Origin of the sequence: Pedobacter sp. KBS0701 (assembly GCF_005938645.2) — a bacterium.
Classification (GTDB): domain Bacteria; phylum Bacteroidota; class Bacteroidia; order Sphingobacteriales; family Sphingobacteriaceae; genus Pedobacter.
In genome coordinates this window covers 4,248,489-4,273,972 of sequence record NZ_CP042171.1, presented here as the reverse complement: position 1 = coordinate 4,273,972, position 25,484 = coordinate 4,248,489, and the positions used below count along the sequence as shown (strand labels likewise).

Below are 25,484 nucleotides of genomic sequence, written 5' to 3'. Positions count from 1 at the left end.
TGCAACTCTTCTGTAAAAGAAAAGGCTACCAGATTCCTCAGGCAGCCTTCTCTAGGAATTAACAAATAATATACTTTTTTGTTTCTTATTGTTTTGTAGAAATAGGGGTAAACTTGGTTAAGTTAATGCCCTCTACTGCCATTTTATATTCTTCAATGCTCGGAATACGACCCAAGATAGCTGAAAGAACGACTACCGGGGTTGAAGCCAGTAAAGACTCTCCTTTTTTACCATCTTTATCTTCTACCACACGGCCCTGAAATAAACGGGTCGACGTAGCCATTACCGTATCGCCTTTAGCCGCTTTTTCCTGGTTACCCATGCACAAGTTACAGCCCGGGCGCTCTAAGTACATGATGTTCTCATATTCTGTACGTGCTGTGCTTTTAGGTAATGCATCGCTGAACTCAAATCCAGAATATCTTTGTAAATATTCCCAATCACCTTCTGCTTTTAATTCATCGATGATGTTGTAGGTAGGAGCTGCAACTACCAGTGGCGCTTTGAACGCTACTTTACCAGTCTGTGTCTCTATATTTTTTAACATTTGGGAAACGATTTTCAAATCGTCTTTATGCACCATGCATGAGCCAACGAAACCCAGATCTACTTTTTTATCGCCACCGTAATAAGTTAAGTCTCTGATGGTATCGTGTGTATAACGTTTAGAAACATCAGCGTTATTCACATCCGGATCGGCAATCATTGGTTCTTCAATTAGATCCAGATCGATTACAACTTCAGCATAATATTTAGCATTATTATCCGGCATTAAAGCTGGTTTGATACCGGTTTTAATTTCTTCAATACGTTTGTTTGCTTTATTAATCAAACCTTGTAGAACCTGGTTATGGTTATCCATACCTTTATCTATCATAATTTGAATACGGTTTTTAGCAATTTCCAATGATTGGATTAAAGTATCGTCTTGCGAAATACAGATAGAAGCTTTTGCTTTCATTTCAGCAGTCCAATCAGTAAAGGTAAAGGCCTGGTCGGCTAATAAAGTGCCTATATGTACCTCAATGATACGACCCTGGAATACATTTTCGCCATCAAACTGCTGTAACATTTGCAATTGCGTAGCATGAACCACATCACGGAAATCCATGTGTTGTTTCATTGCCCCTTTGAAGGTTACTTTTACTGACTCCGGAATTGGCATAGAAGCCTCACCTGTTGCCAATGCCAATGCTACTGTACCAGAATCGGCACCGAAAGCCACACCTTTAGACATACGGGTATGCGAATCGCCACCGATGATGATTGCCCACTCATCAATGGTAATATCATTTAATACTTTGTGAATAACGTCGGTCATCGAATGATATTCCCCTTTAGGGTCGCGGGCAGTAATTACCCCAAAATCATTCATGAACTTCATCAGTTTAGGGATATTTGCCTGTGCTTTTTTATCCCAAACAGATGCTGTATGGCAACCTGACTGGTAAGCGCCATCTACAATAGGAGAAATCACTGTAGCAGCCATTGCCTCTAATTCCTGAGCCGTCATTAAGCCGGTAGTATCTTGCGAACCCACAATGTTTACTTCTACACGAACATCAGAACCAGCATGTAACACTTTACCTTGTGTTAAACCTACTGCATTTCTGTTAAATATTTTCTCTACAGCAGTTAAACCTTGCCCTTCTACAGATACCTCTTTAGCCGGAGCAAATACTACCGGAGCTTCGATGCCTAAAGTTTTAGCTGCAAAAGTTTGGATTTTTTTACCGAAAACAATGGCATAAGAACCGCCTGCTTTGATAAATTCCATTTTTTGAGGAGTCAATGCTTTCGAAATATCAATTAGCTCCTGGTCTCCATTATATAATTTTTTAGTTCTGGTATTGATGGTAAGTACCGTACCCGTTTCTATGGAGTAAACTTGCTCTAAAATTGGCTCGTCATTTTCGTTACGGATAACATTTCCGTTCTCATCGGTTTTCTTTACCCAGTTTTTAAGGTCGATACCAATACCACCAGTTACATCAACTGTGGTTAAAAAAATTGGAGAAATACCATTGGTACCACCTACAATTGGCGCTATGTTTACAAATGGGATATAAGGGCTGGATCTTTTGCCTGTCCAAAGTGCCACATTATTTACGCCCGACATACGAGAGGAACCTACACCCATGGTGCCTTTTTCAGCTACCAGCATTACACTTTTATCTGGGTGTTGCGCCTGCAATGCTTTAATTTCTTCCTGAGCCTCTGGCGTAATCATGCATTTACCGTGTAATTCACGATCAGAACGGGAGTGTGCCTGGTTACCCGGAGATAATAAATCTGTAGAAATATCGCCAATCCCGGCAATAAAGGTTACCACTTTAATCTCTTCTGCTACTTCAGGAAGTTTGGTGAAAAATTCTGCCTTGGCATAACTTTCTAATATTTCTTTAGCAATGGCATTGCCATTGTTGTAAGCTTCTTTTAAACGATCTGTATCGGCATCGTACAAGTAAACCTGTGTTTTAAGAACATCTGCAGCTTTATGGGCTTTATCACCATTGTCGGCCAAAGCAATGTCTAACAGCACTTTGATAGAAGAGCCACCCTTCATGTGTGATAACAATTCGAAGGCAAAATCAGGTGTGATTTCTGCAACGATAGTTCCGCCTAAAATAATTTCTTTTAAAAACTCTGCTTTTACACCAGCTGCTGCGGTAGTGCCCGGCAAGGTGTTGTAGATGAAAAAATTAACAGCATCTGCCCTGTTAAAATTATTTACATTTTTGATTTGATCGATGATTTCACTTAATAATTCAGCGCCATCAATAGGTTTGGGATGAAGACCTTGAGCTTTTCTGTCTTCAATCTCCTGGATATAATCGTTATAAATACTCATCTTAGATATCTATTCTTTTTGCTATAGGCTTGCGCAACAAAATACACAATCGCTTTTCATCAAAAGAATACTGCTTTTATATATTAATTTGTGGTTTTTTGACCAAAAAACTCAATTTTTTGACTGAAGCCAAAAATAGCAAAAAACAACTTTTAAATGTAATTTGCACAGGCGATTAAGTAATTTGGAATTGTTCTAAACAACCGCTAAAGGTGTAAATGATAGGCCTTAAAAGCATATAAAATATGAAAACAGAATGTGGATTGATGATTTTAATCGCCTGATATTTCCGATTAAAGTAAAGGTTTATCACGGAGCGCTGAATCATTAATCTAAACAGGTATTGTTATCAATGTTATAATAAAAACCTAAACTTTTTGTTTTTATATTCCCTGCAGTATCAATGCTTACCCGATATGGTTCTGTTTTTACCGGGCATTTGTGAAACTTTGCAAGATAAAACTCAAATCCTTTTTTGGTTTTTCTGTAAGATCCACCAATACCCCAGGTGTACTCAGCCTTTAAGTTATCGAGTTCGGCAAGTAATAAAGCTTCTTCCAAGCCATCAATTTTTCCAATAAATCTGATCAACTCTGCTCTGTTTGTAACCAATTTCACCCGGTCGTTTTCAATGTAAGCAATATAAAAATAACCTTTCCACATTTTGAATAAAAAACCTGATTTTGGCTGATCAAACCTATTGTTCATTAAATAGGAAAGATTTCCATGTCCTGTTATAATCTCAGTTTCTGGATGAATTTTGCCACTAAAATCCTGCCGGATGCAGGCCCAGTATTGATAATCTTTATTCGGTCGTATCCCCTTGATCAGGTTCTCTGTTGAATTTAAACCGGGAGGTATTATCTCAAAACCTTGTTCAATACGAGTATTGCAGGCTATCAGAACCAGGGAAAAAATCAGTAGATAATATTTTATCTTCAGGAGGCCGTTTAGCATATCAGTTTTCATCTGATGATGAAAAAGAACTGATTATTCCATAAACGTTCATTAACGGACATATTTGTGCGATTTTGAACAGTTGTTTATTTAATAGTATATTAATGTATTGATATATAGCTTGTTGAAATGTGTTTAGAGCCTTGGCATAAGATTAGCTTAACGCTAAAGCGTTGAAAAAGTAAAACCTTTTTCAGAAAAATAAGCCAATACTTTGGGAAGTGCGTAAGATAAACGGTCGAATGCTTTTAAACTATCGTGGAATACAATTATAGAACCATTTTCGGTATGTTTAATCACATTTTGATAACATTTTTCGGGTGAGAGTTTAGTGTCGAAATCGCCGCTAAGCACATCCCACATTACGATTTTGAGATTTGAGATTTGAGATTTGAGATGTAAGTCAGTTTGTGAATTTTGGGATATTGACTCCGGACTCCGGACTTCGGACTTCAGACTCAGGATCTGGCTCTTCTTAATCCTCCCATAAGGTGGGCGGAAAAGATCGGTTTGGGTAAGTTGCTGGCATTTTAGCGTGTTTTCGAGATAGGTTTTATCATCGGTTTTCCAGCCTTTTAAATGGTTGAAAGTATGGTTTCCAATGGCATGTCCGTCGGTTTTTACGCGTTCAAAAACTTCGGGGTGTTTAATGATATTATCGCCGATGCAAAAAAATGTAGCTTTAGCATTGAAGACTTTTAAAGTTTTTAATACAAAGTCTGTAACATTGGGTATGGGTCCATCGTCAAAGGTCAGATAAATAACTTTTTCGGTGCGGGATTTATTCCATAACAGTGATGGATAATACCATTTTAGCAGAAGCGGTGATTTGATCAGGTACATTTAAGTTCAAAGTTAGTAAATGCCTGAACAGATTGAAATTATTAAAGTTGTTTATATAGATTTGAAACAAATTATGAAGATGTTTACCAAGAATAAGTTAATTACCGGATCTGCGTTATTAGTGACATTAAGTTTTAGTCAGCAAATTAAGGCTCAAGAAGTGATCAGCATTCAACAAGCAGTCGAAAACACATTAAAAAACAATCTAAACATCAAACAGGCTGCATTTAATGCCGCGCTTAGCGAAGAAAATGTGCGCCAGTCTAAAAATGCTTTATTGCCTACTGTAAATGGTTCGGTTAACCAATCTATGCAATGGGGAAGGAGCCAGGTAACATCAGGGTTGTTTCTAAATACACAAAATTATACCTTAAACCCTAATGTATCTGCGAATGTGCAGGTATTTGGAGGTGGTGCTCAACTGAATCAGATCAGACAGAATAAGTTATTGTTAGCTGTAGATCAAACCAATGTAGAAAAGGTAAAAAATGATCTTATTCTGCAGGTCGTAACCGCTTACCTGCAGGTTTTAAATAGCCAGGATCAGGTCAAAGCTACACAACAACAATTAGACGTTGCTAATTCTACTTTAAAAAGAGAACAAGCGCTTTTGGATGTTGGTAATAAAACTTTAGCCGATATTTCCCAGGCAAAATCGCAGGCTGCAACCGCTGAGCTTAATCTAACCAATGCGCAGAATCAGTTGACAATATCCTATTTAACTTTAGGACAATTAATGGAAATTCAGCCACCAATGACATTTAAGGTGCAGCCACCATTGGTTAACGAATTGAATAACATTCAGAACAATTATGTGCCAAGTGATATTTACAGCCAGGCTTTAAATACCTTCCCCGATATCAAATTGGCAAGTTTAAATACAAAAGCAGCAGAAAAAGCAATTGATGTTGCCAAAGGGAGTTATTATCCTAAAGTTACATTTGGAGGAGGCTTAGGATCGTTCTATCAATATCAGTTTGCTTTCCCTGGAAACAATCCATTTTTTAGTCAACTGTCTGACAACTTCGGGAAATCAATTAATATGGGTATTTCAATTCCTATTTTTAATGGTTTTACCACCAGGTCGACCGTAAGAAAGGCTAAAATAGTATTCGAGCAGCGAAAAACAGATGAGCAAATCTCTAAAAACAACCTGATCAAAGTAATCAATCAGGCTGTTGCCGATTTAAACGCCGCACAAAGCAGGTATTCTTCTACCCAAAATGCTTTTCAGGCTCAAAAGGATGCTTTTTATGTTATCGAACAACGTTATGCTGTTGGTTTAGTAAACTCTTTAGATTACAGTACGGCACAAACCAATAAAAATAAAGCCGAAATAGATTTTATCTTAGCAAAATACGACTTACTGTTCCGTGCCAAGGTAATTGATTACTATTTAGGCAAACAGATTGTTTTTTAAGAAAAAGACTAAAGCTGGAAGCAAATTGAATTTAACATCAAAACCTTTCAACCTTACAACGTTTTTTTAACCTTAAAACATTACAACTTAAAATAAACGAAATACAATACAAATTATGAAACTGAAGCATATTATTATTACCGTAGTTACTATCGTAGTTCTTCTGGTTGTGCTCAAACTGACCGGAGTGATAGGTGGAAATAAAACCGAAAAAGTAACTACAGAAAAAGCATCAGATAAAACTGTTGTGGAAACAGTTACGGCAAGTGGAAAAATCCAGCCAGAAACTGAGGTTAAGTTAAGTTCTGAGGTATCTGGAGAGGTGGTAGAGTTAAAAGTAAAAGAGGGTGATATTGTTAAAGCAGGCCAGTTGCTTTGTAAAGTACGTCCGGATGTGTTACAATCGGGTTACGAAAGAACCGTGGCAAGTTTTAATGCACAAAAAGCCAGCGTAGCTGCAGCGCAACAGCAGCTTGCCCAAAACCAGGCTAATTTTGTGAATGCAGAAGCTACCTACAAACGTAATGTTGAACTTTTTAATAAAAAAGTAATTTCAGCTTCAGAGTTCGATGCAGCAAAAGCGGCATTTTTAACTGCTAAAGCAAATTTAGCCAGCGCAAAAGAAAATGTAACCGGCGCCAAATTTACTTTAGAGCAAACTGGTGCAAATGTTAAAGAAGCGGGTGCTAACTTAGCTAAAACCACTATCTACGCGCCGGTTGATGGTGTCGTTTCTAAATTATCAATTGAGCTTGGCGACCGTATTTTGGGAACTTCGCAAATGGCAGGTACGGAGATTATGCGTATTTCTAATCTTTCATCTATGGAAGTTAATGTTGATGTAAACGAGAACGACATTACCCGTGTTAAAGTTGGCGATAAGGCTTCTATCGAAGTAGATGCATTTTCTGATAAAAAATTCAGAGGTGTGGTTACCGAAATTGCAAGTTCATCAACTGCAGTTGGAACTACCACATCTACTTCTGTTGATCAGGTGACGAACTTTTCTGTAAAAATCAGGATTACCGAAGAAATGGAAGGCAAACAACAATCTATTTTCCGTCCGGGTATGTCGGCAACGGTTGATATTGAAAGCGAATCGTTAACCGGATTGGCTATTCCAATCCAGGCAGTGTTTACTGATAATGCAAAGTCGGGCGGTAGCAACAATAACCAGGGCAACCAGGAAAATACCGATAAACAGAAATCGAAACTTACCGACAAAAAGGTGAAGCAGTATGTTTACACTTACGATGCTAAAAGCAAAAAAGTTAAAAAAACAGAGGTGACTACAGGTATCCAGAACGATCAGTTTATCATTGTAAAATCGGGTGTTAAAGCCGGCGATGAAGTGGTAACTGGTCCTTATTCTGCCATTCAGAACAAATTGAAAGATGGTATGGTGGTAGAAAAAACAGCTAAAGACCAATTGTTTAGCAAAGACGGTAAGAAGTAGTTTATAAATAATAGCAAGAAATAGTAACTTGCGTTGTTTAAGGTGTATTCCTCAGGTTTAGGGTGTAAGGTTTAAGGTAGGGCAAGTTGCCTAAAACCTTAAGTCTTACACCTTTTGCCATATACCTTTTGAAAAAGAGTTTTACACCTTTTACCTTAAACCTTTTTTATAATCATGGTACCTAAAATAGCAATGATAGGGGGCGGGAGCTGGGCTACTGCCATCGTAAAAATGCTTGCAGATAATTTGTCTGAGAAAGAGATTTTTTGGTGGATGCGTAATGAAACAGCCATTGAGCACATTAAAAAATTTAAACACAATCCTCATTACCTCAGTTCTGTTGAGCTAAAGCTCGGTCAGGACAATATCTCGTCTGATATCAGTTCGATTATAAAATCAGCTGATTTTGTTATTTTAAACGTTCCTGCAGCTTTTTTAAAGGAAACACTGTCTGCCATAACCCCTGAAGATTTAAAAGGCAAGAAAATAGTATCTGCCATTAAGGGAATTGTACCTGAAGATAACCTGATTATCGGCGAATTTTTGCACGAAAAATACAACATCCCATACCACGATATTCTCGTTGTAAGCGGCCCCTGCCATGCGGAAGAAGTAGCCTTTGAGAAACTATCTTACCTGACCATTGCCTGCACCGATGTAGATAAGGCAGCTGCATTTGCCTCGATTTTAAATACACGTTACATTAAAACCAATGTTTCTGATGATATTTTCGGTACTGAATACGCTGCAGTTTTAAAAAATATTTATGCCGTAGCCAGTGGCATTTGCCATGGCATAGGTTATGGCGATAACTTTCAGGCCGTGCTGATCAGCAACGCCATACGGGAAATCAAACGCTTTGTAGATTTGGTTCATCCCATTGATCGCGACATTAAAGAATCAGCCTATCTGGGCGATTTGCTCGTAACTGCATATTCACAGTTCAGCCGCAACCGTACTTTTGGTAATATGATAGGCAAGGGTTATACCGTGAAATCGGCACAGTTAGAAATGAATATGGTAGCCGAAGGTTATTATGCCGCAAAATGCATGCACATCAAAAACCAGGAGTATAATGTAGACATGCCCATCTGTAAGGCTGTTCACAGCATCATTTACGAGAAACGATCGCCACAGATAGAAATGAAGCTACTGGCAGAAAAATTAAACTAAAATCAGCGTAGGTTAATAATTATAGTGATTTGATTCAATAATTGTTTTTGTAAAGCAGGTTTTGTACCGGTCGGTTAGGGCAGTCCTTCTTTCCACTATTATCTTTTTGTGAGCGTTAGAGGAAATGTTTTTGATTGTGCACCAAAAAGGATAACCGCTGCAATAAGGTTTATTTAACGGAGGGCAGGTGTAAGGAACAATTAACGCTTTGCCTATCATAGATGTTTGTATTTTGTTCTTGGCAGGAACAACGTTTCTAGCCCCGGGCGCAGCGGCATCCCTGAAGCGCAGCGGAGGGATACAGCGTAGCACGGGAACAAACTTTAATCATTATTACTGTCTTTGCGCTCCAAAAACAAATCTTTATTTTTTAAACCTGAGTTCGATTAATAATGTGCTTTAATTTGGGTTATTTGGCGCCTTGTATGAACGGTCGTCACCCTGAACTTGTTTCAGGGTCTTTATAGCAAGGCTGTTTAACAGGAAAGATGCTGAAATAAATCCGATAGCTATTGGATCAGCATGACGAAACGGCTAGCCAATTCGTCCTAATAAAGTACATTAATTTTTAAACATTAATCGAACTCAGGTTGAAAAGCAGGCTCATTGCTTTTCGGTTAGGGCAGTCCTTCTTTCCGCTATTATCTTTTTGTGAGCATTAGAGGAAATGTTTTTGATTGTGCTTCAAAAAGGATAACCGCTGCAATAAGGTTTATTTAACAGAGGGTAGTGTAAAGAACAACCAAACTGATTACCCTGCACGCTAAAAAAGCATCCTGAAAATTACGTTTCTCAATCTCAAAAAAAATCCTCTAATAACATTTATTAATAAATACTTTGCTATCAAACAAAAGAGGTGGCGAACTGTTATCATTATCAGTTAAATAAAAATATAGCTGTCATGAAAAAGAAATTAGTAATGGGTTTATTAACAATGGCCTTAATTGGCGGTGTAACCCTTAGCGTAAGCGCACAAGAAAAGAAAAAAACTGAGGTAGGTAAAGCATTAGATCATACCGGAAAAGCAATTGGTAAAGGTGCTAAATCGGTAGGGAATAAAACTGCTGAGGTAGCGGTAAAAGGCAGTTCGAAAGTTGCTGATAAAACCTGGAAAGGCAAAATGGCACCAGATGGTTCTGATGTTTATATTAATGCCAAAAATGAAAAATACTATGTAAACTCAAAAGGAGCTAAAATCTGGTTAAAACCTAGTCAGATTAAAACCAGACCAGCATCAAAAAACTAATAAGTATAAAATGTACTGTATCATAAAATAAGTTATTGAGCTTGAATCGAGGAAGCATCTAAACGCTTTAAACAATATTATGGCAAGGTGATTCGACAGGTTCAGGATTACAAGTCTATATTTCTGATACAGCTTCTTTTTATTAAGAGGTTTGATTATAGCCTTAAAACAAAAAAATCCCCAAAAGACTAGCTTTTGGGATTTTTAATTAATTATGTTTTATTAAATAATTGTTCCGTATAAATCGAAATCTTCTGCTCTGTCAACCTTTACATTAACAAAACTTCCATTAGCAGCATAGCCTGTTGTTGCGTCGATTAACACTTCATTATCTACCTCAGGTGAATCAAATTCGGTTCTGCCTACAAAAAAATCACCTTCTTTTTTATCAATCAGCACTTTGAAGGTTTTGCCTACTTTTTCCTGGTTGATATCAAATGAAATGCCTTGTTGTATTTCCATGATATCGTCTACGCGTTGTTGTTTAACTTCATCCGGGATATCATCAACCAAAGTATGGGCATGTGTTTTTTCCTCGTGCGAGTAGGTAAAGCAGCCTAAACGATCGAATTTGGTTTCGGCAACCCATTCCTTCATTTCTTCGAAATCGCGCTCTGTTTCGCCAGGATAACCGCATATTAAAGTGGTACGCATGGCAATATTCGGCACTTTATCTCTAATTTGGTTAACCAGATCGATGGTTTTCTGTTTAGTTGTGCCACGACGCATCGATTTTAGCATGTTATCGGTAATGTGTTGTAGCGGCATATCCAGGTATTTGCAGATGTTGTCGCGCTCATTCATGGCGTCTAAAATTTCCATCGGGAAACCAGAAGGGTAGGCGTATTGTAAACGGATCCATTCGATTCCGGGAACATCCGACAGGCGACGCATCAACTCGTCTAATTTACGTACGCCGTAAAGATCCAAACCATAATAAGTAAGGTCCTGAGCAATTAGAATCAGTTCCTTGGTGCCGTTTTTGGCCAATATCTTAGCTTCGTTAACCAGTTCTTCCATTGGCTTGCTTATGTGCTTGCCACGCATTAAAGGAATGGCACAGAAAGAGCAAGGACGGTTGCAACCTTCGGCAATTTTAAAATAAGCAAAGTGTGATGGGGTAGTGAGCAAACGTTCGCCAATCAGCTCGTGTTTGTAGTTCGCACCTAGTTCGTGCAAAATATTTTGTAAATCGTTAGTACCAAAAAATGCATCCACATTGGTAATTTCCGATTCCAGTTCTGGTTTATAACGCTCAGAAAGGCAGCCTGTAACTACAACCTTACCAATTTTACCAGCTTCTTTAAGTTCGCTGAACTGAAGGATGGTATCAATTGATTCCTGTTTAGCATTGTCGATAAAACCGCAGGTATTGATTACAACGATATCATCTTTGCCCATTTTGTCTGATTCGTGCACAACGTTTAAATTGTTGCCACGCAACTGTCCCATCAGTACTTCCGAATCGTATATGTTTTTTGAACAACCTAATGTAATCACATTGATTTTAGGCTGTTTAACTGCACTTTTACTTCTAACTATTTTGGTATTCATCTTTCACTTAATCTTTCTATAAACACAACATTTTGTAATCTGTGTCTTGTTGGAGTAGTCGTCATCCTGAATTCATTTCAGGATCTCAAGGACAGATGCTGAAATAAATTCAGCATGACGATTGATAACGATTTTATTTATAAATTTAGCTTACTTAAACAAACTATTCACAAACTCTTTCTTGTCAAAAAGCTGTAAATCGCCTATTTTTTCTCCTACACCGATATATTTAACAGGAATTCTGAATTGATCAGAAATGCCAATTACTACACCACCTTTTGCCGTTCCATCTAATTTGGTGATGGCCAATGCATTCACATCAGTAGCTTCGGTAAACTGTTTGCATTGTTCAAAGGCGTTTTGTCCGGTCGAGGCATCCAATACCAATAAAATTTCGTGCGGTGCACCTGGTACTACCTTTTGCATTACCTGTTTAATTTTGCCCAGCTCATTCATCAAGCCGATTTTGTTGTGCAAACGGCCGGCGGTATCGATAATCACTACATCTTCGCCATTTGCAACGGCCGACTGTAAAGTATCAAAAGCAACTGAGGCAGGGTCAGAACCCATAGCCTGTGCCACCACCCTCACGCCAACGCGTTCGCCCCAAAGTTTAATCTGGTCAACGGCCGCAGCCCTAAAGGTATCGGCCGCACCAAGAACAACCTTAAGTCCTGATTCTTTAAGTTTATGCGACAGCTTCCCAATGGTAGTGGTTTTACCTACACCATTTACGCCAACCACCATAATTACATAAGGTTTATGGTCGCCATATTCGAACTGACGGAAATCGTTACTGTTATTTTCCGATAACAGCAGTTGGATCTCATCACGAAGAATAAAATTCAGTTCAGAGGTGTTAAGATATTTATCTTTGGCAACACGCTCTTCGATGCGCCTGATGATTTTTAAGGTGGTACTTACGCCTACATCAGAAGTTACCAAAACCTCCTCCAGATTATCAAGTACTTCATCATCAACAGAAGATTTTCCTGCTACGGCCTTGGTAATTTTGTTAAAGAAACCATCCTTAGTTTTCTCTAAACCTTTATCCAGTGCTTCCTGAGCTTCAGGTGCAGTTTCTTTCTTTTTGAAAAAATCGAATAAACCCATTAGTTATTTGTATGTTTTTTTAGGAAATCGGTAGGTGTTTGAAAGCTACAGCTGGATTAATTTTCCATTAAATCTTCAGTAAATTTATTGGGAAATTTCTGAAGACCCTTCTTGAGCAATACTTTGTTCCGTTTGAACCAAAATAATTACTTCAACTTCTTTGTTTTTTTATATCAAATCCGTCAGGAACAACAATAGTTCCGTTTTCGGAAACTTTTGCTTTAAACTCATACGCTTCCATGGTTATGCTTTTTTCAAAGATAATCAATTATTTCCTAAGGTAAATTTCACTAACAAAAAAAGCCCTTCCGGTTAAAACGGAACGGCCTATAATATTTTATTTTAAAAAATATTAACCTTATTTAGATGCGATAGCATCTTTTACGTGGTCGTTGTGTACGATAAGTTCTTTGAATGAGTAAGCACCAGTTTTTGGTGATTTTACCATTGTAATCACTTTCGAATATTCTTTACCTGTACCTGTTTTAAGGGTTGCAACTACTTTCTTTGCCATGTTCTTATAATTTTAATGATCGAATTAGAGAATGTTAGAATGAGAGAATTTTTTAACTCAATCATCCAATCAATCTATCATTCAATTATTTTATCTCTTTATGTACGGTTACTTTTCTCAATACTGGATTGAATTTTTTCAATTCTAATCTTTCAGTAGTGTTTTTACGGTTCTTGGTAGAAATATATCTAGACATACCTGGCATGCCACTTTCTTTATGTTCAGTACATTCTAAAATAACCTGAACTCTGTTACCTTTTTTTGCCATTTTAATATAAATTGAAAACTGTTAATCTCAACAGTTAATGTTTTTTACAAAAATCCTTTTTTTACGAAACGGTTAATTGCTTCGCTAATACCCACTTTATTGATGGTTTTGATCGCTGAAGTAGAAACTTTCAACGTAATCCAACGGTTTTCTTCAGGAATATAAAATTTCTGAAGTTGTAGGTTTGGGTAAAATTTGCGTTTGGTTTTAACGTTTGAGTGAGAAACGTTGTTACCTACCATTGCTTTTTTTCCTGTTAAATCACAAACTCTTGACATGACTTGTAAATATAGTTGTTAATATCGTCCGCTTAATTTTTTTAAGAGTGTGCAAATATCTGAAAAATAATTGTAAACGGCAATAGCATAGCTAATTATTTTTTACAATTAATATTTACAGGCGGCAAGTGCCTTTACAATGATTGTTATGCGGAATATTTAAATCTCCGCATTCTAAAAATAAATATTTTTTATCAAACGTTTGATATTCATTTTGATACGATAAGACTATTTTTCCTTGGTATTATTTATTTAAATTAGCTGCCACTAATCCAAAATATAAAAACTAGCAATGCAAATTACATCTTTTAAGCAATACGAAGAAGATTATAAGAAAAGCGTAGAAAACCCTGAGCAGTTTTGGGGCGAAGTGGCACAGGACTTTCAATGGCGCAAACCTTGGTTTAAGGTATTATCCTGGAACTTTAACGAACCAAATATCAAGTGGTTTGAAGGTGCTAAACTTAACATCACCGAAAATTGTTTAGACCGGCACTTAGCTACCAATGGAGATAAACCAGCCATTGTTTGGGAACCCAATAATCCGGAAGAAGAAAGTGTTACTTATACTTATAAAATGTTGCATGAGCGTGTTTGCCGTTTTGCCAATGTTTTAAAACGTAATGGTGCTAAAAAGGGCGACCGTATTTGTATTTACATGCCAATGGTGCCCGAACTGGCTATTGCTGTTTTGGCTTGCGCCAGGATTGGCGCTGTTCACTCCGTTATTTTTGGTGGATTCTCTGCTAAATCTATCGCCGACCGGATCAATGATTCGCAGTGTAAAGTGGTGATTACGGCCGATGGTTCTTACCGTGGAAACAAGCAGATTCCCTTAAAAGATGTAATAGATGATGCATTAATTGGTTGTCCAACTGTAGAGAAATGTATTGTATTAACCCATGTTCGCACACCTGTTTCTATGTTGAAAGGAAGAGATGTGTGGTGGGAAGATGAAGTTAAGCACGTAAATGATATTTGCGAAGCGGAAGAAATGGATGCAGAGGATATGCTCTTCATTCTGTATACTTCTGGCTCTACCGGTAAACCTAAAGGTGTGGTACATACCTGTGGTGGTTATATGGTTTATGCGGGTTATACCTTTTCAAATGTGTTTAATTACCAACCTGGAGAAGTTTATTTCTGTACGGCCGATATTGGCTGGATCACCGGTCACTCTTATATTGTTTACGGACCGCTTTCGCAGGGTGCAACCTCAGTGCTTTTCGAAGGGATTCCGACCTACCCAAGTCCATCGCGTTTTTGGGATATTGTAGAAAAACACAAAGTAAATACCTTATACACCGCACCTACCGCGATCCGCTCTTTAATGAGTTTTGGTGAAGATCCATTAAACGGCAAAGATCTAAGCACAATCCGCGTTTTAGGCTCGGTAGGAGAGCCCATTAATGAAGAGGCATGGCATTGGTTCGATGAAAAAATCGGGCACGGTAAAGCGCCTATTGTTGATACCTGGTGGCAAACGGAAACGGGAGGCATCATGATTTCTCCCATCGCTACGGTAACACCAACCAAACCTAGTTTTGCTACATTACCTTTACCAGGAATTCAGCCAATTTTAGTTGATGAAAATGGAAATGAAATCAAAGGAAATGGGGTGATGGGAAATCTTTGTATTAAATTCCCGTGGCCGGGCATGTTGCGTACTACTTACGGCGACCATGAACGTTGCAAACAGACTTATTTCTCTACTTACGAGAATTTATATTTTACTGGTGATGGCTGTTTGCGTGATGAAGATGGTTATTATCGGATTACCGGTCGTGTTGATGATGTATTAAATGTTTCGGGGCATCGGATTGGTACAGCTGAAGTGGAAAATGCCATTAACATGCATGCGGGTGTGGTAGAAAGCGCGGTTGTAGGTTATCCGCACGATGTGAAAGGGCAGGGGATTTATGCTTTTGTAATTTACCCTGAAATGCATAGTGAAGCAGAATTATCTAAAAAAGATATATTACAGACGGTTACCCGCGTAATTGGGGCGATTGCCAAGCCCGATAAAATATTGTTTGTTTCTGGTTTACCCAAAACACGTTCAGGCAAAATTATGCGTAGAATTTTGCGTAAAATTGCCGAAGGTGATACAGCTAATTTAGGTGATACCTCTACCTTGCTTGATCCGGGTGTGGTAGAAGAAATTATTGAAGCAGCGAAGAAGCTTTAGTAGCTTATCATATTTAACGGGAAAGCCTCCAGATGTCAATCGGGAGGCTTTCCCGTTTATAAGCAATTATGATTAGTAGCCTGGGTTTTGCTTTAAAGCTTTGTTCACATTTATTTCACGATCTGGAATTGGAAATACCAATTTAGGGTCATTATAAGCAAAACTGCCTATAGAACGTTTGGTACGTTTATAATCATGAAGCCTGAAACCTTCATAATCCAATTCTTTTTCGCGTTCGTTTAAGATAATGTCGAGAGTTGGCACTACGTCTCCCAGTCCGGCTCTTGTTCTCAAAGTGTTAATATCATCAGCTGGAGTAGCTCCAATGTTAGTACCTAATCTGAAATTACATTCTGCACGGATCAGGTACTGTTCTGTAACCCTGCAAACAGGTATATTATCATAAAAGCTATACCATTTTTTAGTAAAAAGACCTGTCCTGGCACCAGTACCTTCATAAATCATTTCGGTCTGTCTTTTATCACCCGTTTCAAAAGAGTTGTAAAATGTGCTATTTACCAGCGCATCAGCTCTTCCTACATCCCCACCCGTACTGTTCTGGTAACTGGCATAAAAAGTAGCTAATCCATCGTTTGATGTTCCGGCATTACTTTGTTCGTTCTGTTTGATTTCGAAAATACCCTCACTTGAATTTTTGGTTCTGAACGGTGCTTCAAGAGAATTGGTAATTAAGTGATATGGACTGTTGGTAATAATATCATCGGCCACATCCCTTGCTAAAGCATACTTGCCTTCCTGTAGGTAAACCCTGGACAGAAAAGCTTTGGCTGCATATTGATCATCAACTGAGGCCAATTTCGTTATGGCCGATTTTAAATCGTTTTCTACTGCAATATAAACCTCGGCAACCGTATTTCTTGCAACTGAATTGGTTACATTATCAATGGTTTTTACCGCTTTTGTGATGATAGGAACGCCTAAGTTTGTATTAGCGCCGGATGCATCATAAGGCAAACCGTAAAGCCTCACCAGCTCAAAATGCATAATACCCCTTATAAATAATGCTTTACCTTCTATGATGTTTTTGGTATCGGCATCGCTTACCACATTTAAGGCAGAAAGTACAATATTTGCGGTATTAATTGCACTGTAAGCGGTTATCCAGGTTCTCCTCACATCAGCGTTATCTGCTACAATAGCCTTGCTCGAAATGTTGCGGTAGGTAGTAAAAGTGCCACGCCAGGTTAAGTAGTTATCGCTGGCATAAAGATCTGGTATAAATACCAGGTTATTCCCGTATAGATCGCCGGTAGCCATAAAGGTATAGGCACCCGTTAATGCATTTTGAACATCTGCAGTTGTATTGAGTGCCACATTGGCATCAATATTTTGTTTAGGATCTATTTCTAATTGCTTTTTACAGCTGGATATGCTTAAAACAATAAGAAATGCAGCTAATATATTTTTATAATTTTTCATATTCTAATGTTTTTATAAGCCAATGTTTAAACCGAAAGTAATGGTTCTTGCTTGTGGAGGAGTGTAAAAATCGTGACCCAGTTGAATGTTATCAGACTGGAGGTTGCCGCCACTAGGGGTATTTACTTCAGGATCGTAGCCTTTATAACCCGTTATGGTAAATAAATTAAGGGCTGAAGCAAATATTTTTACATTTTGCAATTTATATTTATTGGCAAACGCTTTAGGTACATTATAGCTGAAAACCACACTTTTTATCCTAAGGTAAGAACCATCCTGTATCCATCTGGATGACGGGCTTGTTCCGTTTCCTTCACCAAATCTTGGCTGTGGGATAGTCGTAATGGTGTTTGTTGGTGTCCAATAGTTTAACTGATCAATAGTCTGGTTATCAAAGTAGTCGCCATTAGCAGATTGGAAAACGCCTGCCATGTTATAAATATCATTACCAGAAACAAACTGCGCCTGAACATCCAGGTCAAAGTTTTTGAAAGAGAAATGATTGCCAAAGCCACCAAAGAATTTAGGATTGGGATCGCCCAGCTTTTGGTTTTGCGCAAGGGCATAATCATTGGTCGTTGCTGTTCTTGATGCATCAACAAAATAAAGGGCATCACCATTGGCCGGATCTACACCTGCATAAGCTTTGCCGTAAAAGTACCCTAATGGTTCTCCAACAGCCACACGGCCTAGAAATCTTCCGCCAGGATAAATCGGTTGGTCATCCACCAAGCGTAAAACTTTGTTCCTGTTAAGTGAGATGTTGAAAGAGGTAGACCATTTAAATTCGCCGACAAAATTTCTGGTATTTAAGGAAAATTCAAATCCCTTGTTTTGCATATCGCCAATGTTCTGTGTAATAGACGAAAAACCATTTGTAGCAGCAATTGGTGCATTTAATAATAAATCGGTTGTTTTCTTTTTATAGTATTCAACAGTACCAGAAATGCGGTCGGAGAATAGACCAAAATCTAAACCAATGTTGTAATTTGTGGTATTTTCCCAGCTTAAATTCGGATCGCCTAACTGGCTCGGACGTGTACCGCCTACACCTGCATAATTAACGCCACGGTATAGATTCCTTGAGGCAAAATCGCCAATTTCTGCATTACCCGTTAAACCATAACTGCCTCTAAGTTTTAACAGGCTTACCCAGCTGCTCGATTTTAGAAACTCTTCCTGGTTGACAATCCAGCCTGCAGAAACTGCCGGGAAAGTTCCATACCTGTTATTCACACCAAACCTTGATGAACCATCCGTTCTTATTGATGCACTTAACAGGTACTTATCTTCATACTTATAATTTACCCTCGCCAAATATGAAACAAAAGTGTGTCTGGTTTCTGAAGATTCACCTGCAGAAATTACTGCTGCACTTGCAATCTTAGTAAAACTGTCTGATGGTAGTGTAGTTCCCGTTACAGATGAGTATCTGAATTTCGTATCCTGAAAGGCAAAACCAGCCAATACGTTCAGGTTATGTTTTTCATTAAATGTTTTGGTATAATTAAGGGTATTATTGGTATTAAAGTTTATGGATTTGGCCATATAATCAGAAGAATAACCTCCTGTACTACCTCCATCCTGTGTTTTTGATCCTAAAAACTGCTCTTCTTCCAAATTGTTAAAATCAAAGCCGTACTCACTTCTAAAAACTAAATCGGGTGTGATTTTTAGGCTTGCATAAGCATTGGCAAAAGTTCTGTACGTAGTTGATAGATTTTTGCCATTTTCATAATCGATTAAGCTGTTATAATAAACAGTAGAACCATTCAATTCACCTGATGCATCACGTACAGGCTGAATTGGTGGCAAGGCATTTAATTGTAATGGATTAGAGAAGGCATTATCAGTAGGAATACGGTAATTATCTACTTTAGAGATGTTAACTGACCCTCCAACATCTAAAATTTTCGAAACAGTATGGTCTAAACTTAAGCGGCCACCAGTACGTACATAGCGGTTGCTCACTATAATTCCATCGTTATTGTTGTAGTTTCCGGAAAGCATAAACCTGGTTTTTGCATCACCACCATTAATATTTAAGTTGTACTGTTGTGTATGTCCTTTTCTAAAAGCTTCGTTTACCCAACTGGTATTGTTGTTGCTCGTCCAGTCATCTGTGCCCGTATAATCTTTCCACATTTCGGCGGCATTGGCATAGTCTCCGTCATCATAGTTGTTATATTTAAAAGATGCGTCTAATAATTGACGGTATTGATCGGCATTTAAAAATTCGCCCTTTTTGGTTGGATCGCTGAAGCCGGCATAATATCCAAAATCAATATTGGTTCTTCCTTGTTTGCCTTTTTTGGTTGTAATCAGCACAACCCCATTCGATCCCCTGGCGCCATATATGGCTGCAGATGCTGCGTCTTTTAAAACTTCCATCGATTCTATATCATCAGGGCTAATGGCCGCAAGCGGGTTATCCGCTTCAGTATAGGTTCCCAATGCTTCACTCACAATTGGCACGCCATCAATAACAAATAAAGGCTGGTTACTTGCCGAAATAGAAGAAATACCCCTTACCCGGATTTGAAGCGCCTGGCCCAGTTTACCACTACCAGAGTTGATAAATACACCAGGTGCTTTGCCTTGTAAAGCACTTTCGATAGTTGTCAGGGGTTTGTCTTTCAAATCGGCTGCTGTAACTCTTGCTATTGATCCCGTCACATCCCGTTTATTCTGCGTGCCATATCCCACCACAACTACGTCTGATAGCGTATTGTTTTCCTCATCGAGGTTTACATTAACGGTCTGCCCGGTAATGGGCACCTCTTTGGTTTTGTAACCGATAAAGCTAAAAACAAGTGTTTTAGCATTGTCTGCTACAGTTAATTTAAAGGCTCCCGAGGCATCACTTTGCGTGCCGTTAGCGGGTGAGCCTTTTACAAATACGCTAACGCCTGGAATTGGTCCGGAGGCTGACGTAACTTTCCCGGTAATTACTTTGCCTTGTGCGAAAGCAAACGAAATTGCACCGAGAGACAAAATCATACTTAAGAGTAGTTTTTTCATCAAATTATTAGTTTAGTTAGTAATGTTTGATAGTTGACAGAAATGATACCCTTAATATAATTAAAAAATCATATAAAACCTGAGGGAATAAGGTAAAATAACTCAGTTACTGAAGTAAAGAGGTGAAAAACTAAACAAAAAGTGCATAAGATTGTTATTTAATTTATAAAACACATTATTCACAACAAAAAAATACGAGCATGGATAAGTTAGAATTAAAAGGAAAGTGGAATGAAATAAAAGGAAAGGTTAAACAAGCTTATGCTGATTTAACAGACGATGATTTAAAGCACGAGGAAGGTCAGGATGATGAATTGCTGGGGAAATTGCAACAAAAAACTGGCAAAGGAAGAGATGAACTCGTGAAATGGATTAACTCATTATAGTCACAATTCTATAAGACAAACAGGCGGTCAATTTGGTCGCCTGTTTTGCTTTAAAAATATTTTTTATGCCCGATATCGCAAGAAGATTTCCCGAAAACCCAATTTTATGTCCAAAAGATCTAAGTGCCAGTAGGGCAGGACTGGAAATCGTTTGTCTTTTAAATCCGGGGGTTTTTACATTCGGTGGTAAAACATGGCTGCTTATACGGGTTGCCGAAAGACCTGAGCAAACCAGAGGTATTATTTCTTTCCCTGTATTGAAAGATAATGGAATTGAAATTATAGCCATAGCAGAAAATCATCCCGATTTGGATACTGGCGATCCGAGGGTGATCAATTATAAAGGTGCTGATTATTTGACCACTTTGTCTCATTTAAGATTGGTTTGCAGTGATGATGGTATAAAATTTTATCAGCCAGCTGGTTATCCTTTATTACAGGGTGAGGGAGAAGATGAAACATTTGGCATTGAAGATTGCCGTGTATCCTTAATCGATAAAACTTACTATTTAACCTTTACTTCAGTATCTGCCCATGGGGTTGGGGTTGGATTAAGAACAACAAAAGATTGGAAGATCTTTGAGAAACACGGAATGATTATCCCACCCCATAATAAAGACTGCGCCATATTTGAAGAATGCATTAACGGTAAATTTTATGCTTTGCACCGTCCTAGTAGTGTGGCGCTGGGTGGTAATTATATCTGGCTGGCCGAATCTCCCGATGGAATCCATTGGGGCAAACACAAGTGTATTGTTAAAACGAGACCTAACTACTGGGATAGTGCCCGTGTGGGCGCCGGTGCAGCACCCATAAAAACCGCAGCAGGTTGGCTCGAAATCTATCACGGTGCAAACGGAAAACATCAATATTGTTTAGGCGCCTTTCTCATGGATTTAAATGATCCATCGAAAGTACTGACCAGAACCGAAGAACCGATTATGGTGCCAACAGCAGATTACGAACTGCATGGTTTCTTTGGTGAAGTGGTATTTACAAACGGCCACATTGTTAACGGAGATGAATTAACGATTTACTATGGCGCCGCTGATGAATTTGTTTGCGGGGCTAAATTTTCGGTGAAGGCGATTTTAAGTACATTGATGTATTTTTAACTGTTGACCGTTAAATGTGAAAACACAATTTGCTTTTTTCTGCGCTACACAACTAATGAACTAATCAATCGATGATAAATAGCGTTAACGAGCGTGAAATATATCTCAAGTGATAACAGAAAACGTCTTTTTGTGCTTCTGAAGTGATAAAATGACTAAGGTTGGGAGATGCTTTTATGCGCTCTACAGCTCTAAATAGTAACAGAAATTTCGTTTTTAAACCGGATTGAAGGGGAGATCCTTTTTTGCTGCGGGGGCGTTTAGGTATGGGCAAAAAAGATCGGACCGGAAAGCCGGAAGAAATGCCAATAAAAGCTACGGACTCTGCTTTCCCTTTATTAGGAGTAAATACTCATCGCTCAGCGTATGACGAAACATCTGCTGGTATTTGGCATTCAATTTATTTGAACGATTACCCGCCTAGAAACTAACTATTTACCTAAAAAAAAGCGATTCCCGGAAACGGGAATCGCTTGCAATTTTAGTTTTATGGCAAAGGGTTTACCTTAAACCCTCCGCCTTCAAACCCTTAACCTTGTTAGTATCCAAAAATCTGCTCCAGGCTTAATTTAGTTACCGGGCCAAATTTTGCTAAATCAGTCATGTTGATTTTTTTCTCTGAAGCAACAATACAATAGCTGTATGGCTTGCCCGAAAGATTGTTCTGATGGAACGATTTTATATCAGCAAAAGTAAGTGGTTTCAGGTTTGCGTATTCATCAATTCTTGAATCGTGATCAAAACCTAATTTTTTATCGGCAAGGTAATTGTAAATGATACCGTCTTTAGTAACGCGGCTGGTTTCTAAACCATTTAATGAGTTGGACTTAGAAAGTGCGAATGATTTGTCGGACTCAGGCAAGGTGGTTAATAACTCATTCATACCGGCAACTGCCTCGTTCATTTTGTCGGCCTGTGTACCTACATAAGCAACAATTGTATTCTCTTTCTCTTTAGTATTTGGAGAAGAATATACGGCAAAGGTAGAATAAGCCAAGGCTTTAGATTCGCGGATGGTTTGGAATACAACCGAGCCCATGCCACCGCCAAAATAATTGTTAAATAAAGCAATTTTTGCAGCATTAGCCGGATCGTACAATCCACCATTGCGTACCCAACGGATTTCGGCCTGTACCATATCATAATCGGCAAAGTATACTTTGTTCGAATCGGTTTTGGTATATACAAATTTCTTAACCGGCGCAGCATCAGTAAATTCTTTTGCCAGTGGATGTGCCTTTACAATATCAGCAGAAAATGCAGCCAATGTTTTAGGTCCGTAATAAGTAATGGTGTGTTTGTAATTGGTAAGGTTATGTAAAATGTAGATCAAATCTGCCGATTTCATGTTTTTGATCTCGTCATTGGTTAATCCGTAATTAAAAGGATTATCTGCACCATACTGTGCATAACTCATTAAACCACTCAGAATTGACGATTTATTTAATTTTGCATTATCTCTTGATTTTAACAACCGGCCTTTTAAATCTTCTAAAGCTTTTTCGTTTGGTTTGCAATGTGCTAAAACATCTTCAAGTAAAGCCACCGCCTTATCAAAATTCTCTTGTAAACCGGTGATGGAAACGGTAGTTACATCAGTACCTACATTGATGCTATAGCTACAGGCAATATTATAAAATGCTTTATTAATATCTTCTGCAGAATATTTATCAGTACTTAGGAAAGATAGGTATTGCGTAGCATAAGGCAGCAATTTGTAGTTATAAGAACCCATATCAAAACGGTAACCCATGCGGAAAATGCCATTTTCGGTATTTTGTATCGCAATTACATCGGCAATACCTGCTTTACCAAAATTAAGGTCTTTGGTATAATCTAAAAACTTAGGTGCGATAGGTTTTACAGGAGCATCAATAATGTTTTTGGTAAATGGCGAAACTTCATTAGCATTGGTTTTTACCGCTGTAATGATAGGTTTTTCTACTTTAGCAATGCCTTTGTCTTCGCCCTTATGTTTTAAGATAGCAGCATAGTTATTAATGAAAAACTTGTTGGCAAAATCTACAATTTCCTTTTTGGTTACTTTAGCCATTGCATCGGTTGATGCCAGGGTTTTATCCCATTCTGTGCCGCGGTTTTGGATAAAGGCATTCATGGCAAAATCTGCGCGAACGTCGTTATTGTCAAAACTTTGCAGTTCTGCCAATTTAATGTTGGCCACGGTTGCTTTAATCAGGCTTTCGTCGAACTCGCCTTTTTTAAGCAATTCTACCTGCTCTAATAATAATTTTTGGGCCTCTTCTAAACTTTGTCCGGCTTTCGGAGAACCAGATAAAATGAAGATTCCGTAATCTTTCATCGAGTTATAACCCGCACCTGCACGCAACATCTTTTGTTGTTGGTTAATGTTGATGTCCATTAAACCTGCTTTGCCATTAGATAAAATGCTCCCGATTAAATCTAAAAGTAAACTTTGGTGGGTATTTTGGGCAAAGCCCCTGTAAGCAATATATAAATTTTCGGCACTTGGACCGTAAATATCAACCGTTTGAACCTGGGTTAATGGCTTTTCTGGCGCAGGATTGTAAAGTGCAAATGGTTTAGGAACCATATAAGCAAAATCTTTGTCGATTTTTTTAATTAAATCATCATAATTAATATCACCACTCATAATTAAGGCCATATTGTTAGGCACATAATATTTGTTGTAATATTTTCTGATTTCGACTAATGATGGATTTTTTAAATGTTCAATTGTACCAATGGTGGTCTGCTGTCCGTAGTTATGTGTTGGAAACAATGCATACAGCATTTTCTCATACATTTTACGACCATCGTTATCCATGCCGATGTTTTTTTCTTCGTAAACAGCTTCTAATTCTGTATGGAAGATGCGGAAAACAGGAGCGCGGAAACGCTCAGCCTGCACAGCCAGGAATTTATCAATAGCATTTGATGGAAGGTCTTCTTCGTAAACGGTTTCTTCTACCGCGGTATGCGCATTGGTAGAGTTACTTCCGATTGATTTCATCATTTTATCGTATTCGTTTGCGATAGAATAATTAGAAGCTTCGCCCGATGTTTTGTCTATTTCTTTATAAATCTCCTTACGTTTAGCCGGATCGGTAGTTTTGATGTACGTTTCGTAAAGTGCTTCGATCTTGTCTAAAAGTGGTTTCTCTTTAGCATAATTTAGTGTTCCGAATTTATCTGTTCCTTTAAATAAAAGGTGTTCTAAATAATGCGCCAAACCGGTATTGGTACGAGGATCGGTATTACTGCCCGCTCTTACTGCCATTTTGTAAGTAATATTGGGCTCTTTGTTGTTTTGAGATAAAATTACAGTCAAACCGTTTTTTAACGTATAAAAACGTGTTTTGGTTGGATCGTTGGTCACGTACTTGTAGGTATAGCCACCAGAAGTTCCTGTTTTCCATTGGTAGGTTGTTTGCGCCTTCGCTAAAGAACCTGTAATTAGAAAACAAGCCAAAGTAAATAGTTTAAATTTCATTGAATTGTTTGGTTTATGATCATGAATGTGTACCGGTTGATTTAAGTGTGATCTCCAGTACAGTATTCATTTTTAATAAGTTATTTGTTCAAATATAGATGCTTTCTGGCAGTGAACGAAATAATTTTGACTTCTAAACTAAAAATCCAGGAATAAATGGTTTTAGTATATAAGCCATGGTTTATTGTG

18 protein-coding genes are annotated in these 25,484 nt (G+C 38.2%); 7 read left to right on the top strand and 11 right to left on the bottom strand.

Annotated elements, in window-relative coordinates:
- Positions 1–85: 85 nt before the first annotated feature.
- The 3 genes from FFJ24_RS17145 to FFJ24_RS17135 all read right to left on the bottom strand — a co-directional run bounded on the left by FFJ24_RS17145 (position 86) and on the right by FFJ24_RS17135 (position 4,651).
- Positions 86–2,851 carry a bifunctional aconitate hydratase 2/2-methylisocitrate dehydratase gene (locus tag FFJ24_RS17145; protein ID WP_138818363.1) on the bottom strand — a complete coding sequence of 922 codons (2,766 nt, stop codon included), beginning with the start codon at positions 2,849–2,851 and terminating at the stop codon, positions 86–88.
- A gap of 327 nt (positions 2,852–3,178) precedes the next feature.
- On the bottom strand, positions 3,179–3,820 hold the full coding sequence (locus FFJ24_RS17140) for a hypothetical protein (protein ID WP_138818362.1): 642 nt from the start codon (positions 3,818–3,820) through the stop codon (positions 3,179–3,181).
- Positions 3,821–3,973: 153 nt separating this feature from the next.
- Positions 3,974–4,651, bottom strand: a complete 678-nt coding sequence (locus FFJ24_RS17135) for a polysaccharide deacetylase family protein (protein ID WP_138818361.1) — start codon at positions 4,649–4,651, stop codon at positions 3,974–3,976.
- Positions 4,652–4,670: 19 nt separating this feature from the next.
- On the opposite strand from FFJ24_RS17135, the gene FFJ24_RS17130 reads away from it, so the two are divergent.
- From FFJ24_RS17130 to FFJ24_RS17115, 4 genes are all read left to right on the top strand, one after another.
- Positions 4,671–6,071: a TolC family protein gene (locus tag FFJ24_RS17130; protein ID WP_138818360.1), complete on the top strand. Its 1,401-nt coding sequence runs from the start codon at positions 4,671–4,673 to the stop codon at positions 6,069–6,071.
- A gap of 115 nt (positions 6,072–6,186) precedes the next feature.
- Positions 6,187–7,527 carry an efflux RND transporter periplasmic adaptor subunit gene (locus FFJ24_RS17125; protein WP_138818359.1) on the top strand — a complete coding sequence of 447 codons (1,341 nt, stop codon included), beginning with the start codon at positions 6,187–6,189 and terminating at the stop codon, positions 7,525–7,527.
- Positions 7,528–7,701: 174 nt separating this feature from the next.
- Positions 7,702–8,700, top strand: a complete 999-nt coding sequence (locus FFJ24_RS17120; protein ID WP_246862641.1) for an NAD(P)H-dependent glycerol-3-phosphate dehydrogenase — start codon at positions 7,702–7,704, stop codon at positions 8,698–8,700.
- 901 nt (positions 8,701–9,601) lie between these two features.
- Positions 9,602–9,946, top strand: a complete 345-nt coding sequence (locus tag FFJ24_RS17115; RefSeq protein ID WP_138818358.1) for a hypothetical protein — start codon at positions 9,602–9,604, stop codon at positions 9,944–9,946.
- A gap of 222 nt (positions 9,947–10,168) precedes the next feature.
- Here FFJ24_RS17115 and rimO read toward each other — a convergent pair whose 3' ends face one another.
- From rimO to rpmB, 5 genes are all read right to left on the bottom strand, one after another.
- The gene (gene rimO / locus FFJ24_RS17110) at positions 10,169–11,500 is read right to left on the bottom strand and encodes a 30S ribosomal protein S12 methylthiotransferase RimO (protein WP_138818357.1); all 1,332 of its coding nucleotides are present in this window, start codon (positions 11,498–11,500) and stop codon (positions 10,169–10,171) included.
- A gap of 150 nt (positions 11,501–11,650) precedes the next feature.
- Positions 11,651–12,613: a signal recognition particle-docking protein FtsY gene (gene ftsY, locus FFJ24_RS17105; RefSeq protein ID WP_138818356.1), complete on the bottom strand. Its 963-nt coding sequence runs from the start codon at positions 12,611–12,613 to the stop codon at positions 11,651–11,653.
- A 358-nt stretch (positions 12,614–12,971) separates the two neighbouring features.
- Complete coding sequence (locus FFJ24_RS17100) at positions 12,972–13,127, bottom strand: DUF4295 domain-containing protein (RefSeq protein ID WP_010599808.1); 156 nt, start codon at positions 13,125–13,127, stop codon at positions 12,972–12,974.
- An 85-nt stretch (positions 13,128–13,212) separates the two neighbouring features.
- Positions 13,213–13,395 (bottom strand): 50S ribosomal protein L33, encoded by a 183-nt coding sequence (gene rpmG, locus FFJ24_RS17095; protein ID WP_010599807.1) that lies wholly within the window; start codon positions 13,393–13,395, stop codon positions 13,213–13,215.
- A 44-nt stretch (positions 13,396–13,439) separates the two neighbouring features.
- Positions 13,440–13,673 (bottom strand): 50S ribosomal protein L28, encoded by a 234-nt coding sequence (gene rpmB, locus FFJ24_RS17090; RefSeq protein WP_025145121.1) that lies wholly within the window; start codon positions 13,671–13,673, stop codon positions 13,440–13,442.
- A gap of 292 nt (positions 13,674–13,965) precedes the next feature.
- Between rpmB and acs the strand changes: the two genes are divergently transcribed.
- Positions 13,966–15,861 (top strand): acetate--CoA ligase, encoded by a 1,896-nt coding sequence (acs, locus tag FFJ24_RS17085; protein WP_138818355.1) that lies wholly within the window; start codon positions 13,966–13,968, stop codon positions 15,859–15,861.
- A 72-nt stretch (positions 15,862–15,933) separates the two neighbouring features.
- Here acs and FFJ24_RS17080 read toward each other — a convergent pair whose 3' ends face one another.
- Both FFJ24_RS17080 and FFJ24_RS17075 read right to left on the bottom strand, forming a co-directional pair.
- Positions 15,934–17,301, bottom strand: coding sequence for a RagB/SusD family nutrient uptake outer membrane protein (locus FFJ24_RS17080; RefSeq protein ID WP_138818354.1), 1,368 nt, complete (start codon positions 17,299–17,301; stop codon positions 15,934–15,936).
- A gap of 12 nt (positions 17,302–17,313) precedes the next feature.
- A complete protein-coding gene (locus tag FFJ24_RS17075) occupies positions 17,314–20,322 on the bottom strand; it encodes a TonB-dependent receptor (RefSeq protein ID WP_138818353.1) in 3,009 nt (1,002 codons plus the stop codon).
- Between the two features lie 200 nt (positions 20,323–20,522).
- On the opposite strand from FFJ24_RS17075, the gene FFJ24_RS17070 reads away from it, so the two are divergent.
- A complete protein-coding gene (locus tag FFJ24_RS17070) occupies positions 20,523–20,708 on the top strand; it encodes a CsbD family protein (RefSeq protein WP_029276197.1) in 186 nt (61 codons plus the stop codon).
- Between the two features lie 65 nt (positions 20,709–20,773).
- Entirely contained in the window at positions 20,774–21,823 is a 1,050-nt protein-coding gene (locus FFJ24_RS17065) for a glycoside hydrolase family 130 protein (protein ID WP_138818352.1), read from the top strand.
- A 538-nt stretch (positions 21,824–22,361) separates the two neighbouring features.
- Here FFJ24_RS17065 and FFJ24_RS17060 read toward each other — a convergent pair.
- Positions 22,362–25,295: a pitrilysin family protein gene (locus tag FFJ24_RS17060; protein ID WP_138818351.1), complete on the bottom strand. Its 2,934-nt coding sequence runs from the start codon at positions 25,293–25,295 to the stop codon at positions 22,362–22,364.
- Positions 25,296–25,484 lie beyond the last annotated feature (189 nt).